Raw genomic sequence first — 15,489 nt, forward strand, 5'->3', positions numbered from 1 at the left:
ATGAACGCCATTGAAGTTAAGAATATCAGTAAGAGCTACGGGGCAGTGAAAGCACTTGACGATGTGTCGTTCTCTGTCAGCAAAGGGGAAATCTTTGGTTTGATAGGTCCAGATGGTGCAGGCAAGACGTCGATGTATCGCATTCTCTGTTCGCTGTTGCTACCGGATACGGGGACAGCCATGGTTGATGGTTTCGATGTGTTCAGTCAGATGACAGAAATCCGCTGTCGCGTGGGCTACATGCCTGGCAAGTTCTCACTCTATCAGGATCTGACCGTGAAGGAGAATCTGGAGTTCTTCGCCACTCTCTTCGATACTACCGTCGAGGAGGGGTACGACAGCATCAAGGCCATCTACTCGCAGATAGAACGGTTCAAGGACCGCCGTGCAGGAGCACTCTCCGGCGGTATGAAACAGAAACTGGCTTTGAGCTGTGCCTTGGTGCATAAGCCAAGCGTTCTGTTCCTCGACGAACCGACGACAGGCGTAGACCCCGTCAGCAGGAAAGATTTTTGGGAGATGCTGGCCATTCTGAAGGAGTATAACATTACTATCGTGGCTTCCACACCCTATCTTGACGAGGTGCTCTGTTGTGAACGCGTGGCCTTCCTTGATCATGGAAAACTTCGCGGCATCGACACGCCCGGGGTGATTCTTGACAGATTCAAGGAAGTCTTCAACCCTCCCGGCATTGAGCATGAGAAGGCTGTTGAGACTAAGAGTGAAAATGTCATTGAGGTGGAACACTTGGTAAAGGCTTTCGGTAACTTCCATGCTGTCGATGATATCAGCTTTACAGTCAAGAAAGGCGAAATATTCGGTTTTCTTGGAGCCAACGGTGCGGGTAAGACGACCGCCATGCACATGCTGATAGGCCTGAACCAACCTACCGCTGGCATTGGCCGCGTCGTGGGCTATGATATTCGCACGGAATACGAGCAGATAAAGAAGCGCATCGGTTACATGTCGCAGAAATTTTCGCTTTACGAAGATTTGACAGTGGCAGAAAATATCCGGCTGTTTGCAGGAATTTACGGTATGGACGATGAGGCAATTGCCCGGAAGACCGATGAACTATTGGAACGCCTGCGTTTTGCGGACCATAAGAACACTCTCGTTGCTTTGTTACCCTTAGGATGGAAACAGAAGCTCGCCTTCTCCGTTTCCATTTTCCACGAGCCGGGTATTGTGTTCCTCGATGAGCCTACGGGCGGTGTTGATCCCGCCACTCGCCGACATTTTTGGGAACTGATTTACGACACGGCTGAGCGCGGTATTACGGTCTTCGTGACCACCCACTATATGGACGAGGCCGAATATTGCGACCGCATCTCCATCATGGTCGACGGCAAAATCAAGGGCATCGGTACACCCGGCGCCTTGAAACAAGAATTCAATCAACCCGATATGAACCATGTATTTACCTATCTGGCAAAGCAGGCAACCCGTTCAAGCGATTAAGTATGAAACTATTTCTATCATTCATAATAAAAGAAACAAAGCATATTCTGCGCGACAAGCGGACGATGTTGATGCTTTTTGGTATGCCATTGGTGATGATGTTGCTTTTCGGCTTTGCCATCACCAACGATGTGAGGAATGTGCGCACAGTGGTGGTGATGGCCAACAGCGACCAAGCGACACAGGCTGCCGTTGAACGGCTCTCGCAGTCAGAGTATTTCATTATCGTAGAAATCGTCAGTACACCGCAGGAGGCAGAGCGCATCATCCGCAATCAGAAAGCGGATATGGCGGTGGTGTTCAGTTCTAAGTTCGCCAGCAAAAAGAACGGCGTACAGTTCATTGTTGACGGTGCAGACCCCAACATGGCGCAGCAGTGGACAAACTACGCGACGCAGGTGCTGCTTAACCCTGCCGGCGGACTTGTGAACGCGAAGATGCTCTACAATCCCCGGATCAAGTCGGCCTACAACTTCGTGCCTGCCATCATGGGTATGCTGCTGATGCTGGTGTGCGCCATAATGACCTCGATATCGATTGTCCGCGAGAAGGAAAGGGGAACGATGGAGGTGCTGCTCGTTTCACCCGCGAAGCCACTGATAATCATTATCTCCAAGGCGATACCCTATCTGGTGCTGGCTTTCGTCATCCTCATCATTATCCTATTCATGGCGCGGTTTGTGTTAGGCGTACCGTTGGTGGGTTCGTTGTTTTGGATATTCTTCATTTCCACGGTGTATATCCTGCTGGCACTTTCGCTGGGACTGCTAGTGTCGAATGTGGCACAGACGCAGATTGTGGCGTTGCTCATATCGGCCATGGTGCTCTTGATGCCCATTGTGATGCTTTCGGGCATGATCTTTCCCGTGGAGTCAATGCCTGGGATACTGCAATGGGTGTCAGCCATCATCCCCACGCGTTACTACATTTCGGCCATGCGCAAGATGATGATTATGGGTGTGGGCATCAAGCAGGTGTTTTCTGAACTGGTCATCCTCTCAACCATGCTTGTCGTCCTGCTGTCGCTGTCGCTTGTAAAGTTTAACAAACGCTTAGATTAATGCTATATGGTACTGAAATATCTTATCCAAAAGGAGTTTATACAGATTCGCCGCAATGCGTTTTTGCCCCGGCTCATCGTCGTGTTCCCTATTGTGATTATGTGCGTCACGCCGTGGGTGATGAATATGGAGGTGAAGAACATCGTAGTCGATGTGGTTGACCTCGACCACTCCATGCAGTCGCAACGTCTCGTCCACGACATCGAGCATAACAGTTACTTCATCTTTCATGGCCGGAAACCCACTTATGCCGAGGCTCTGAAAGATATTGAGCGTACTGACGCCGACATTGTAGTAGTCATCCCGCAGGATTATAGCAAGGATTTGGCTCTCAATAAACAGTCGCAGGTACTTATTGCTGCCAATGCGGTAAACGGCATCAAGGGAAGTATGGGCGCAGCCTATCTCTCGCAGATTGTCACGGCCAATGTCAATCCCGATGCCGACGCCATCCGGCAAAAGTTCTTTACATTGTTTCTCTATAACAAGCACTTGAACTTCAAACTCTTCATGATTCCCGCTCTCTTCGCCATTGTAATGATGCTGATGACCGGTTTTTTGCCCGCACTGAACATTGTGAGCGAGAAGGAATCGGGCACCATCGAGCAGATTAACGTCACGCCCGTCAGCAAATGGTTGTTCATATTCGCCAAACTTATTCCTTACTGGCTCATTGCTCTGTTCGTCATCACTGTTTGCCTCTTTTTGGCGTGGCTCGTCTATGACATCACGTCTATAGGCCCATTATGGCTCATTTACCTGTTGGCTATGTTGCTGGCTCTATTCTTTTCGTCGTTTGGACTCATCATCTCTAACTACAGTGACACTATGCAGCAAGCTGTCTTCGTTATGTGGTTTTTCGTGGTCATCCTATTGCTCCTCAGTGGTCTCTTCACCCCCACGCGTTCCATGCTTTCGTGGTCATATCTCACTACCTACGTTAATCCCGTTTGCTACTTCATCGAGGCCGTTCGTACCGTCTTCATCCGTGGTGGCGATTTCCGGAGCATCTGGCATCAAGTCCTTGCCCTCTCTGCCATCGGCCTCTTTATGGGTGGTTGGGCAGTGCGGAGCTACAAGAAGAATGGCTGAGGAAGAACTTATGTCTTTGGGCTTAGAATCTGTTTTGAATTTCTTCAATGTTTCTTAGCATCTTTATCATATTTTTCTTTGTCACTATTTTCAATTTAAGGAATAGAAAACAGAAATTTCGTTCAAGCGGTTACTCCTTTTTATTATTTTCTTATGAGATAATTCCCCGTCAACCGAAAAAACTTATTAACTTTGCAGGTCACTTTTGGAAACAATAAAAAAACAATGATATGAATATCTCTTATAATTGGTTGAAGGAGTATGTCGATTTTGATTTGACGCCGGATGAGGTTGCAGCCGCCTTGACGTCTATCGGATTGGAAACAGGAAGTGTGGAGGAGGTGCAAACCATCAAGGGAGGATTGGAAGGATTGGTCATCGGTGAAGTATTGACATGCGAGGCCCATCCAAATTCGGACCACATGCATGTTACAACCGTTGGCTTGGGACAGGGAGAACCCGTGCAGATTGTATGCGGCGCTCCCAATGTGGCAGCCGGACAAAAAGTGGTAGTGGCCACTTTAGGCACAAAACTGTATGATGGTGACGAATGTTTCACTATCAAGAAGTCGAAACTTCGCGGAGTAGAATCCGTGGGTATGATTTGTGCCGAAGATGAAATAGGTGTCGGCACAGACCATGCGGGTATCATTGTGCTGCCTGATACGGCGGTTCCGGGTATGCTTGCCAAGGATTATTATAATATAAAAAGCGATTATGTATTGGAGGTGGACATCACTCCGAACCGTGCCGATGCTTGTTCGCATTATGGCGTGGCCCGCGATTTGTATGCCTATCTGACGCAGAACGGAAAGCAGACTGCCTTGAAGAAACCGTCTGTGGATGCTTTTGCCGTTGAGAACCATGATTTGGATATTAAAGTAACGGTAGAGAATACAGAGGCGTGTCCCCGATATGCCGGAGTGACGCTGAAAGGGGTTACGGTAAAAGAAAGTCCGGAGTGGTTGCAAAACAAACTTCGCATTATCGGCCTGCGCCCTATAAATAATGTAGTGGATATCACAAACTATATTGTTCACGCTTTCGGGCAACCGCTTCATTGCTTTGATGCCGATAAGATCAGAGGGCGTGAGGTGATTGTGAAAACAATGCCTGAAGGCACGCCCTTTGTCACTCTTGACGGCGTGGAGCGTAAACTGAACGAGCGCGACCTGATGATTTGCAACAAGGAAGATGCCATGTGCATCGCCGGCGTTTTCGGAGGATTGGATTCCGGTTCTACCGAGGCTACTAAAGATATATTCCTCGAAAGCGCTTATTTCCATCCTACGTGGGTGCGTAAGACGGCCCGTCGTCACGGGTTGAATACGGATGCCTCTTTCCGGTTTGAAAGAGGAGCCGACCCCAACAACGTGGTTTACTGTCTGAAACTTGCCGCACTGATGATAAAAGAACTCGCGGGAGGTATCGTCTCTTCCGAGATAAAGGATGTATGCGCTGCTCCCATAGAAGACTTCAGCGTGGAACTTTCGTATGAAAAGGTACATTCGTTGATTGGTAAGGTCATTCCGACGGATACAATCAAGAGCATTGTGACAAGCTTGGAGATGGAGATTGTGAAGGAAACCACCGAAGGGCTTACGTTGGCTGTGCCTCCTTATCGCGTGGACGTGCAACGCGACTGCGACGTGATAGAGGATATTCTGCGCATCTATGGATATAATAATGTGGAAATTCCGTCTACATTGAAATCTTGCCTGACGACAAAAGGCGAGCATGATAAATCGAATAAGTTGCAGAATCTCATTGCCGAACAGTTGGTGGGCTGCGGTTTCAACGAAATATTGAATAATTCATTGACCCGTGCGGCTTACTACGACAATCTGGAGTCCTATCCCTCGAAGAATCTTGTGATGCTCTTGAACCCGTTGAGCGCAGATTTGAATGCAATGCGCCAAACGCTGCTCTTCGGAGGTTTGGAAAGCATTGCGCATAATGCCAACCGTAAGAATGCCGATTTGAAATTCTTTGAGTATGGTAACTGCTATTGCTTCCATGAAGAAAAGAAGAATCCGGAAAAAGCATTGGCGGCTTACTCTGAAGATTTCCATCTCGGTTTGTGGGTGACGGGTAAAAGAGTTTCCAACTCATGGGCACATCCGGATGAAGACAGTTCCGTATACGAACTGAAAGCATACGTTGAAAATATCTTTGCACGTTTGGGATTGCAGATGAGAGATTTGGTTGTGGGTAACTTGACGGATGATATTTATGCTTCCGCCTTGTCCGTACAGACAAGAGGAGGGAAGAGGCTGGCAACGTTTGGTTCTATCTCGAAGAAGCTGCTGAAAGCATTCGACATTGACAACGAGGTGTATTATGCCGACCTGAATTGGAAGGAATTGCTGAAAGCCATCAAAAACATAAAAGTGAATTATACGGAACTATCCAAGTTCCCGGCCGTGAAGCGCGATTTGGCCTTGTTGCTCGACAAGAAAGTGCAATTTGCCGAAATCGAGAGAATTGCTTATGAGACGGAAAAGAAGTTGCTGAAAGAAGTCGCTCTTTTCGATGTATACGAAGGCAAGAATCTGGAAGCCGGCAAGAAGAGCTATGCGGTAAGTTTCTTGTTGCAAGATGAGAATGCAACACTGAATGATAAGCAGATAGACAAGATTATGTCGAAGTTGGTGGTTAATTTGGAAAACATGCTGGGAGCCAAGTTACGCTGATTAAGTATCGAATGATTTATAATTAAAAAATAAATATAGTTCCAATGGGAAGAGCATTTGAATATAGAAAGGCCGCCAAACTTAAAAGATGGGGCCACATGGCAAAGACCTTTACGAGGTTGGGTAAACAAATTGCTATTGCGGTAAAGGCCGGTGGTCCGGAACCGGAAAACAATCCGACTTTGCGTTCGGTTATCGCTACTTGTAAACGCGAAAACATGCCGAAAGATAATATCGAGCGCGCCATCAAGAACGCGATGGGTAAAGACCAAAGCGACTACAAGAGCATGACTTATGAAGGATATGGCCCTCATGGCGTTGCTGTTTTTGTTGACACTTTGACGGATAATACCACCCGTACGGTAGCGGATGTCCGTTCCGTATTCAATAAGTTCGGTGGTAATTTGGGAACCATGGGGTCTTTGGCTTTCTTGTTCGACCATAAATGTGTGTTTACTTTCAAAAAGAAAAACGACATGGATATGGAAGAGTTAATCCTCGATTTGATAGACTATGATGTGGAAGAGGATTATGAAGAGGATGAGGAAGAAGGTACAATCACGATTTACGGTGATCCGAAGAGCTACGCGGCCATTCAGAAACATCTGGAAGAGTGTGGGTTTGAGGATGTCGGCGGTGAGTTTACCTATATCCCGAATGACCTGAAAGACGTGACTCCCGAACAGCGCGAGACCATTGACAAAATGGTAGAACGTCTTGAAGAGTTCGACGACGTGCAGACGGTTTATACCAATATGAAACCGGAAGAAGGCGAAGCGTAATGATGTACACATATAAGACTCAAGGTACATGTAGCAGTAACATCGAGCTTGAAGTAGAAGATGGGATTGTGAAAGAAGTGATATTTTGGGGTGGATGTAATGGAAACCTGCAAGGAGTTTCGCGCTTGGTGAAAGGCATGCCGGTGGATATGGTGATAAGCCGTCTGGAAGGTATTCGTTGCGGCAGGCGCTCCACTTCTTGTCCCGACCAATTGTGCAAAGCGCTGCATGAGATGGGGTATTAAGCCTTTTGCTTGAAATAAGAGAATGTAGAGGCAAAACTCCGTATGGTTTTCTTCTCAGGCGCGGATTGCGCGGATTTTCACGGATTTTGTCAACGGAAGCTGTGTTAATCCCGCGAAATCCGCGTCTGATATTATATCGTAGCGCGAATGGAAACAGGGGCGGTCAGAAAGTTTGGCGTACAAATCTTTCTATATTGTAATTCTGTGTAAATCAGTGTTGTGCGCTTGTGTCACCATAAGCCTGTATTTGGGGAGGCGTTTGCCCACACTTTAATGGACACAAGCCCGCACTTCAGTAAGCGTAAGCCCACACTTCAGCAGGCGTATGCCCACACTTTAGAGGAGGTATTCCTACACTTTATGGGAGGTGAGCCCCCAGCTTACAATCGCTATCCCCACACTTTAAGACAAGGTTGATCTTGGGAGGGATATGGATTGTCGAAAGACTTCTCGGACTGACTCCGGAAACGGACCCTGACTTGTTTTAATTTAACTATCGACCTCCTTGCGAACTTAATAGGAGCGTATTTGTTATTAATTCAATGTTTTTACACTTTTAAATAAACGAAGACAATGAAGAATATTCTTAAAGACCTGAAACGGAGAGACCATAAACGTTATCTGGGCGGTCTGGACGTTTTCAGATACATAGGTCCCGGACTGCTGGTGACGGTGGGGTTTATCGATCCGGGCAACTGGGCTTCTAACTTTGCCGCCGGTTCCGAGTTTGGTTACTCCTTGTTATGGGTAGTCACATTGTCTACCGTTATGTTGATAGTGTTGCAGCACAATGTGGCACACTTGGGCATTGTGACCGGCTTATGTTTGTCCGAGGCCGCCACCAAATATACTCCCTCATGGGTGTCGCGTCCCATACTCGGCACGGCGGTACTGGCTTCCGTCTCTACTTCCTTGGCAGAGATATTGGGAGGAGCCATTGCCTTGCAAATGCTCTTCGACATTCCTATTATATGGGGCTCGGTATTGACGACGGCGTTTGTTTTCATTATGCTTTTTACCAACTCCTATAAAAAGATTGAGCGTTCCATTATCGCATTTGTCTCTGTCATCGGACTTTCTTTTATTTACGAGCTTTTTCTGGTGAAGATAGACTGGCCTGTGGCCGTGCAGGGATGGGTGACGCCTTCTTTCCCGCATGGTAGCATGCTGATTATTATGAGCGTGTTGGGAGCGGTGGTGATGCCTCATAACCTGTTTCTTCATTCGGAGGTGATACAGAGCCATGAATATAATAAGAAAGACGATGCTTCTATCCGGAAGGTGTTGAAATACGAACTGTTCGATACACTGTTCTCCATGGTGGTGGGGTGGGCTATCAATAGCGCCATGATACTGCTGGCTGCGGCAACCTTTTATAAAGGAGGCATTCAGGTGGAAGAGTTGCAGCAAGCCAAATCTTTGTTGGAACCCTTATTGGGAAACAGCGCTGCCGTGGTTTTTGCATTGGCGCTGCTGATGGCAGGCATATCTTCTACAATCACCAGCGGCATGGCTGCGGGGTCTATTTTTGCCGGAATATTCGGAGAGGCTTATCATATTAAAGACAGTCATTCGCAAGTAGGCGTGATACTTTCGTTGGGCCTTGCCTTGCTGCTGATTTTCTTTATCGGAGATCCCTTCAATGGATTGTTGATTTCTCAGATGGTATTGAGTATTCAGTTGCCTTTCACTGTCTTTCTCCAAGTCGGACTGACCTCTTCTCGAAAAGTAATGGGACAGTATGCAAACAGTAAATGGAGCACTTTTGTGCTTTATTCCATAGCTGCCGTTGTCACGGCTTTGAATATCATGCTGTTAATCTCCGAATTGACATCCTGAATAAAGAAACTTTTAAAAGAAATTCGGATATGAAAATTATTACATACAATGTGAATGGGTTGCGGGCTGCCGTGACGAAGGGATTTCCCGATTGGTTGGCGCAAGAGCGGCCCGATGTGCTTTGTCTGCAAGAAACGAAATTGCAACCGGAGCAATATCCTGCCGAGGCGTTGGATGCATTAGGATACAAACATTATCTCTATTCCGCACAAAAGAAAGGGTATAGCGGGGTTGCTGTTTTGACTAAGCGTGAGCCGGATCATGTGGAATACGGCATGGGGATGGAAGCGTATGATAACGAGGGACGTTTTATTCGTGCCGATTACGGGGATATTTCCGTTGTAAGCGTCTACCATCCTTCCGGAACCAGTGGCGACGAACGTCAGGCATTCAAGATGATTTGGTTGGAAAAATTTCAGGAGTATGTGCTTGAACTTGAGCGTACCCGTCCTAAACTGATTCTTTGCGGTGATTATAATATATGCCATGAGGCAATAGATATTCACGATCCTGTGCGCAATGCCACCAATAGCGGTTTCCTGCCCGAAGAGCGCGAGTGGATGACACGTTTCCTCAATGCGGGTTTCATCGACAGCTTCCGGTTTCTTCATCCGGATAAGCAGGAATACACATGGTGGAGCTACCGTTTTAATTCTCGCGCCAAGAATAAAGGCTGGCGCATAGATTATTGCATGGTGAATGAACCGGTGCGTCCGATGCTGAAGGAGGCTCGGATACTGAGCGATGCCGTTCATTCCGATCATTGCCCGATGTTGTTGGAAATTGCAGAGTAATGAAGGAGACAGAGGATAGAATAGCAAAGGCGGTCGAACTTTTCAAGAGTGGGTATAATTGCTCTCAATCTGTTGTGGCGGCTTTTGCCGACATGTATGGATTTACGGAAGAACAATCGTTGCGCATGTCCGCATCTTTCGGAGGCGGTATCGGCCGCATGCGCCAGACGTGTGGCGCCGCGTGCGGGCTGTTCATGCTGGCCGGATTGGAAAAAGGAGCGGTACGTGCCAGTGACCGTGAAAGCAAGGCGGCCAATTATGCTTTGGTGCAGGAGTTGGCCCAAGAATTCGAGAAACGCAATGGTTCTATAATTTGTGCCAAGTTGTTGGGACTGGAGAAAGTGGAAAAATCTTCTATTCCCGAAGCGAGGACAGAACAATATTATGCAAAGCGTCCTTGTGCCAAGATGGTGGAAGTTGCTGCCCGAATCTGGACTGAATACATGGAAAAGGCGCATCAATAGTAATGAAACGGAACTTTATGCCCCTTTATATAAAAAAATATGATTATAAACGTGTTCTATAACATATTTTGTCTATCTTTGCAGCGATATAAGAAACACCTGCATCTTTGTTAATGGAGATGAGGATAACGTTTAACTAAAAGCAAATAGAAATGTTACAAGAAAAAGCTGGAAATGTTGCAGGACAGATTTGGACAGCATTGAATGGCACAGATGGCTTGACACACAAGCAAATCAAAAAAGTAACCAAACTGGTTGATAAGGACTTCTTCCTCGGTTTGGGTTGGTTATTGAGAGAGAACAAGGTCGTTACTTCCGAAGTAGAAGGCGAATTGTTTGTAAAGCTGAACTAAGCAGAGATTGATTAGAATGTTATAAAAAGATGCGTTGATACATGTATATGTTGTCAACGCATCTTTTTTATTTGCCCCGATTTCATTATCTTTGCGCACCGAATAAATAGATAATTGTTGACAATGAATAATATACGCAATTTCTGCATTATTGCCCATATCGACCACGGTAAATCGACACTGGCAGACCGTCTGCTGGAGTTTACCAATACCATACAAGTGACTAACGGACAGATGCTGGATGACATGGACTTGGAGAAGGAGAGAGGCATTACCATCAAGAGCCATGCCATACAGATGGACTATACGTATAAAGGCGAGAAATATATTTTGAATCTGATTGATACTCCGGGACACGTGGATTTCTCGTACGAAGTGTCGCGCTCCATTGCCGCATGCGAAGGCGCGTTGCTCATTGTAGATGCTTCGCAGGGTGTGCAGGCTCAGACTATTTCCAACCTCTATATGGCCATCGAACATGATTTGGAAATTATCCCGGTCATCAATAAATGCGACATGCCGAGCGCCATGCCCGAAGAGGTGGAGGATGAAATCGTCGAGCTGCTGGGTTGCAAACGTGAAGAAATTATTCGTGCTTCCGGCAAGACGGGTATGGGAGTGGAAGAAATCCTTGCCGCCGTTATTGAACGCATTCCTCATCCGGAAGGCAGTGAAGAGGCTCCGCTTCAGGCTTTGATTTTTGATTCCGTATTCAATTCTTTTCGCGGCATCATTGCCTATTTCAAGATTGTGAACGGCGTAATCCGTAAAGGAGATAAGGTGAAGTTCTTCAATACGGGCAAGGAGTATGATGCGGACGAAATAGGCGTACTCAAAATGGATATGCTTCCGCGTTCCGAACTGCGTACCGGCGATGTGGGGTATATCATTTCGGGCATCAAAACCTCCAAAGAAGTGAAAGTGGGTGATACCATCACGCATATCATGCGCCCTTGCAAAGAAGCCATTGCCGGATTTGAGGAGGTGAAGCCGATGGTTTTTGCAGGCGTATATCCTATTGAGGCGGAAGATTTTGAAGATCTGCGTTCTTCGCTGGAGAAGTTGCAGCTGAATGATGCTTCGCTGACTTTCCAGCCGGAATCCTCGTTGGCTTTGGGTTTCGGCTTTCGTTGCGGTTTTCTGGGCTTGCTTCACATGGAGATTGTGCAGGAACGTCTCGACCGTGAGTTTGATATGAACGTCATCACAACAGTTCCCAACGTATCTTATAATATTTATGACAAGCAAGGCAACATGACCGAGGTGCATAACCCCGGCAGTATGCCCGACCCGACAATGATCGATCATATCGAAGAGCCTTATATCCGTGCTTCGGTGATTACCGCTACCGACTATATCGGTCCTATCATGACCCTTTGTTTGGGCAAGCGCGGCGAACTGGTGAAACAGGAATATATTTCGGGCAACCGTGTGGAAATCTATTATGATATGCCGCTTGGCGAGATAGTTATCGATTTCTATGATAAGTTGAAGAGTATCTCCAAAGGTTATGCTTCTTTCGATTATCATCCCAATGGCTTTCGTCCTTCCAAACTGGTGAAGCTGGATATCTTGCTGAACGGCGAGCCGGTGGATGCTCTTTCTACTTTGACGCATTTTGACAATGCTTACGAACTGGGACGACGGATGTGCGAAAAGCTGAAAGACTTGATTCCGAGACAACAGTTTGATGTAGCCATTCAAGCGGCTATCGGTGCGAAAATTATTTCCCGCGAAACGATTAAGGCTGTGCGTAAGGATGTGACGGCAAAGTGTTATGGCGGAGATGTGAGCCGTAAGCGCAAGTTGCTTGAGAAACAGAAAAGAGGTAAAAAAAGAATGAAACAGATTGGTAATGTGGAGGTGCCGCAGAAAGCTTTTCTTGCAGTACTGAAGCTGGATTGATAAAATCTTTTGAGGGAGGATGTGTCGTGTTTGACATTCTCTTTCATATAAACGATTCCAACATCTAATCAATATGAAAAAAATATTTTCTATCAAAAGTCGTTTGTCGCTCAATGTCTGGGCAAGTATTTTATTGTTTGTAGTGGCAATAATGGCTGCATGTGTGGCTAACTCGCCGATGGCGCCGGTTTATCAAGACTTTTTGTCGCAAGAATTGTATCTCCGTGTCGGAGACTTCAACTTGTTTTCACACGGAGGGCATCCGCTTACGATGATTGAATTTGTCAACGATTGTTTGATGGCGATTTTCTTTTTGTCCGTAGGATTGGAGATAAAGCGCGAACTGCTGGTGGGCGAGTTATCCTCTTTCCGTAAGGCGGTGCTTCCTTTCATTGCAGCTTGCGGGGGAATGATATTGCCGGTGCTGTTCTACTCTTTGTTGGTGGTGCAAGGCACTCCCGATGCGCAAGGCATGGCTATACCGATGGCTACGGACATTGCTTTCTCGTTGGGAGTACTCAGTCTGCTGGGCAAGCGAGTGCCTTTGAGCCTGAAGATATTCCTGACGGCTTTTGCCGTAGTTGACGATATTGGAGGTATTTTAGTGATAGCCTTGTTTTATAGTTCGGATGTGGCGTATGAGTATTTGCTGATAGCGGCAGCGCTCTATGCAATTCTTTACTATTTGGGCAAACGGGGAATGACGCAAAAGATTCTCTACCTGTCGGGAGGAGTTGTCATCTGGTATTTGTTTCTCCAGTCGGGTATCCACAGCACTATTTCGGGTGTGATATTGGCATTTGTGATACCGGCACGTCCGCGTCTGGATGCAGGGCGGTATATCAAACATATCCGTGCCGTTGTAAACTGTTTCCCAGTCTCTCATTCAGACAATATTGTGTTGGACAATGAGCAGATTGCCAAACTGAAGAGGGTGGAGCGTGCTTCGGACTTTGTCATCAGTCCGTTGCAGTCATTGGAAGATAATCTGCATGGGGTGGTGAATTTCGTTATCCTCCCGTTGTTTGCCTTTGCCAATGCCGGTGTAGTGCTTGGAGACAGTGGCGATGTAGTGGGTGACGTGAGCATAGCCGTGGCCGTGGGATTGCTTTTAGGGAAATTCGTAGGTATCTACCTCTTCACGTGGGTGGCGATAAAGAGCAAATTGGCTCCGATGCCTTCGGGTATGAACTGGAAAAATATTGCCGGCGTCTCGTTGTTGGGAGGTATCGGGTTTACGGTTTCTTTGTTCGTGGCTAATCTTTCCTTTGCAGGCGATTATCCGGAACTCTTGAATCAGGCGAAGTTCGGCGTACTGCTGGGTACGATAGTTGCCGGTTTGCTCGGTTATCTTGTCTTGAACATGGTGTTGCCCAAAAAGGAGTTATAATCCCGGAGATTCCGAACTACCCCTTATTCCCTTTATCGGATACCTTTCCAAAAAGGGAATAAGGGGTAGTTTGTATACGGATGCTTATTCCGTCTCTTCCGTCTCCTTATCTTTGGGCAGGAGTTTTGGCGAGATTCTCTTTTTCGGCGTAAGGCTCATGCCTTTCAGCATTTCTGCTTGGCGCACTATGCTTCCGTTTCCGTCCGATAGTTGGTTGAAGGCACGTTCATAGTCTTTTTGCAGACCGGTAAGCCTGTCGCCGATGGCGAGGAAAGTATCGGTGAAGCCGGCTATCTTTTCGTAGAGGGCTGTGCCGCGTTTGATGATGGCCTGTACGTTTTTCACCTGATTCTCTTTTCTCCAGAGATCGAGAGAAAGGCGCAGGGCACTGATGAGGTTGGTGGGGCTTATCAATACCACCTTTTTGTTATAAGCGTATTCCCAAAGAGTGGCGTCGGCCTGAACTGCAAGCAGATAGGCGCCCTCGGTGGGGATGAACATCATTACGAAATCGGGCGACTTGATGTTGTAGCGCGAATAGTCCTTTTGGCTTAGTTCGTCGATATGCGTACGGACAGATTGCAGATGCGCTTTCAGCAAGCGAGCCTGTTCCTCCTTGCTTTCGGCGGAAGTATAGGCTGTATAGGAGAGGAGTGAAACTTTGGAGTCTATAATCATTTCCCTGTCATCGGGATATTTCACGATGATGTCCGGTTGCATTTTCCGGCCGCTCTCTTCGTTGGCGATGGCATCTCCACGCTCGTCTTTCAGGTATTCCTGACGTGTATAATGTTCTCCTTCAATCAAGCCGGAGGCTTGCAGCAAGCGTTCCAGAATCATTTCCCCCCAGTTGCCTTGCATTTTCGAGTCGCCTTTCAGGGCACGGGTCAGGTTGTTGGCATCTTCACTGAGCCGATTATTCAACTCCACCAATTCCTTGATACGCTCGCTAAGAGAGAAGCGCTCCTTGGATTCGTTGCTGTAAACTTGCTCTACTTTTTCGCGGAAATCTTTCAGATTGTCTCCGAGAGGGCGCAACAAGTTGCCGAGATGTTCGGCATTCAGTTTCTTGAAGTCTTCGGCTTTGTTTTGGAAGATGCGGTTGGAGAGGTTCTCGAATTCGATGCTCATACGTTTGTGCAGAGCTTCGGCCTCTTCCTGTTGCAGCTTCAGTGCTTTTACTTCTTTTTCCTGCTGTTGCTTCAACAAATCCGTTTCCTTTTCCTGCTGCTGTTTCAGCATGCTCACTTCTTTGTCCTGCTGCTGTTTCAGCAACTCCATCTCTTTCTCTTTTCCACCTATTTCGGCACGTATGGCGTCGACTTTTCGTGAGGCAAGCAGATAGCCGATGACGAGGCCTGTGCAGATGCCCGTGATGAGTAGTATTATATCCATGTCGTTATTTATTGA

The 15,489-nt window shown here is 47.0% G+C and carries 13 protein-coding genes; 12 read left to right on the plus strand and 1 reads right to left on the minus strand.

Annotated features, from left to right (window positions below):
• The 12 genes from EV202_RS05280 (at window position 1) to nhaA (ending at window position 14,079) form a co-directional block, all read left to right on the plus strand.
• Window positions 1-1,461: an ATP-binding cassette domain-containing protein gene (locus EV202_RS05280; RefSeq protein ID WP_131925922.1), complete on the plus strand. Its 1,461-nt coding sequence runs from the start codon at window positions 1-3 to the stop codon at window positions 1,459-1,461.
• A 2-nt stretch (window positions 1,462-1,463) separates the two neighbouring features.
• Window positions 1,464-2,522 carry an ABC transporter permease gene (locus EV202_RS05285; RefSeq protein ID WP_125239229.1) on the plus strand — a complete coding sequence of 353 codons (1,059 nt, stop codon included), beginning with the start codon at window positions 1,464-1,466 and terminating at the stop codon, window positions 2,520-2,522.
• 6 nt (window positions 2,523-2,528) lie between these two features.
• A complete protein-coding gene (locus EV202_RS05290) occupies window positions 2,529-3,614 on the plus strand; it encodes an ABC transporter permease (RefSeq protein ID WP_131925924.1) in 1,086 nt (361 codons plus the stop codon).
• 230 nt (window positions 3,615-3,844) lie between these two features.
• Window positions 3,845-6,307 carry a phenylalanine--tRNA ligase subunit beta gene (gene pheT / locus EV202_RS05295; RefSeq protein WP_131925926.1) on the plus strand — a complete coding sequence of 821 codons (2,463 nt, stop codon included), beginning with the start codon at window positions 3,845-3,847 and terminating at the stop codon, window positions 6,305-6,307.
• A 44-nt stretch (window positions 6,308-6,351) separates the two neighbouring features.
• Window positions 6,352-7,089: a YebC/PmpR family DNA-binding transcriptional regulator gene (locus EV202_RS05300; protein WP_106068804.1), complete on the plus strand. Its 738-nt coding sequence runs from the start codon at window positions 6,352-6,354 to the stop codon at window positions 7,087-7,089.
• The gene (locus tag EV202_RS05305) at window positions 7,089-7,334 is read left to right on the plus strand and encodes a TIGR03905 family TSCPD domain-containing protein (protein ID WP_106068803.1); all 246 of its coding nucleotides are present in this window, start codon (window positions 7,089-7,091) and stop codon (window positions 7,332-7,334) included. Before EV202_RS05300 ends, EV202_RS05305 begins: the two co-directional genes overlap by 1 nt.
• A 573-nt stretch (window positions 7,335-7,907) precedes the next feature.
• Window positions 7,908-9,173 (plus strand): Nramp family divalent metal transporter, encoded by a 1,266-nt coding sequence (locus tag EV202_RS05310; RefSeq protein ID WP_131925928.1) that lies wholly within the window; start codon window positions 7,908-7,910, stop codon window positions 9,171-9,173.
• 29 nt (window positions 9,174-9,202) lie between these two features.
• The gene (locus EV202_RS05315; protein WP_106068801.1) at window positions 9,203-9,967 is read left to right on the plus strand and encodes an exodeoxyribonuclease III; all 765 of its coding nucleotides are present in this window, start codon (window positions 9,203-9,205) and stop codon (window positions 9,965-9,967) included.
• The gene (locus EV202_RS05320; RefSeq protein ID WP_106068800.1) at window positions 9,967-10,431 is read left to right on the plus strand and encodes a C-GCAxxG-C-C family protein; all 465 of its coding nucleotides are present in this window, start codon (window positions 9,967-9,969) and stop codon (window positions 10,429-10,431) included. The genes EV202_RS05315 and EV202_RS05320 overlap by 1 nt, the downstream gene beginning before the upstream one ends.
• Window positions 10,432-10,583: 152 nt before the next feature.
• Window positions 10,584-10,784: a winged helix-turn-helix domain-containing protein gene (locus EV202_RS05325; protein ID WP_106068799.1), complete on the plus strand. Its 201-nt coding sequence runs from the start codon at window positions 10,584-10,586 to the stop codon at window positions 10,782-10,784.
• Between the two features lie 123 nt (window positions 10,785-10,907).
• Window positions 10,908-12,689 (plus strand): translation elongation factor 4, encoded by a 1,782-nt coding sequence (gene lepA / locus EV202_RS05330; protein ID WP_131925930.1) that lies wholly within the window; start codon window positions 10,908-10,910, stop codon window positions 12,687-12,689.
• Between the two features lie 73 nt (window positions 12,690-12,762).
• Window positions 12,763-14,079, plus strand: a complete 1,317-nt coding sequence (gene nhaA / locus EV202_RS05335) for a Na+/H+ antiporter NhaA (protein ID WP_125239237.1) — start codon at window positions 12,763-12,765, stop codon at window positions 14,077-14,079.
• Between the two features lie 84 nt (window positions 14,080-14,163).
• On the opposite strand, the gene rmuC is transcribed toward nhaA, so the two are convergent.
• Window positions 14,164-15,474: a DNA recombination protein RmuC gene (gene rmuC / locus EV202_RS05340; RefSeq protein ID WP_131925932.1), complete on the minus strand. Its 1,311-nt coding sequence runs from the start codon at window positions 15,472-15,474 to the stop codon at window positions 14,164-14,166.
• Window positions 15,475-15,489 lie beyond the last annotated feature (15 nt).

The sequence above is a fragment of the Prevotella heparinolytica genome (genome assembly GCF_004342845.1).
GTDB lineage: Bacteria > Bacteroidota > Bacteroidia > Bacteroidales > Bacteroidaceae > Bacteroides > Bacteroides heparinolyticus.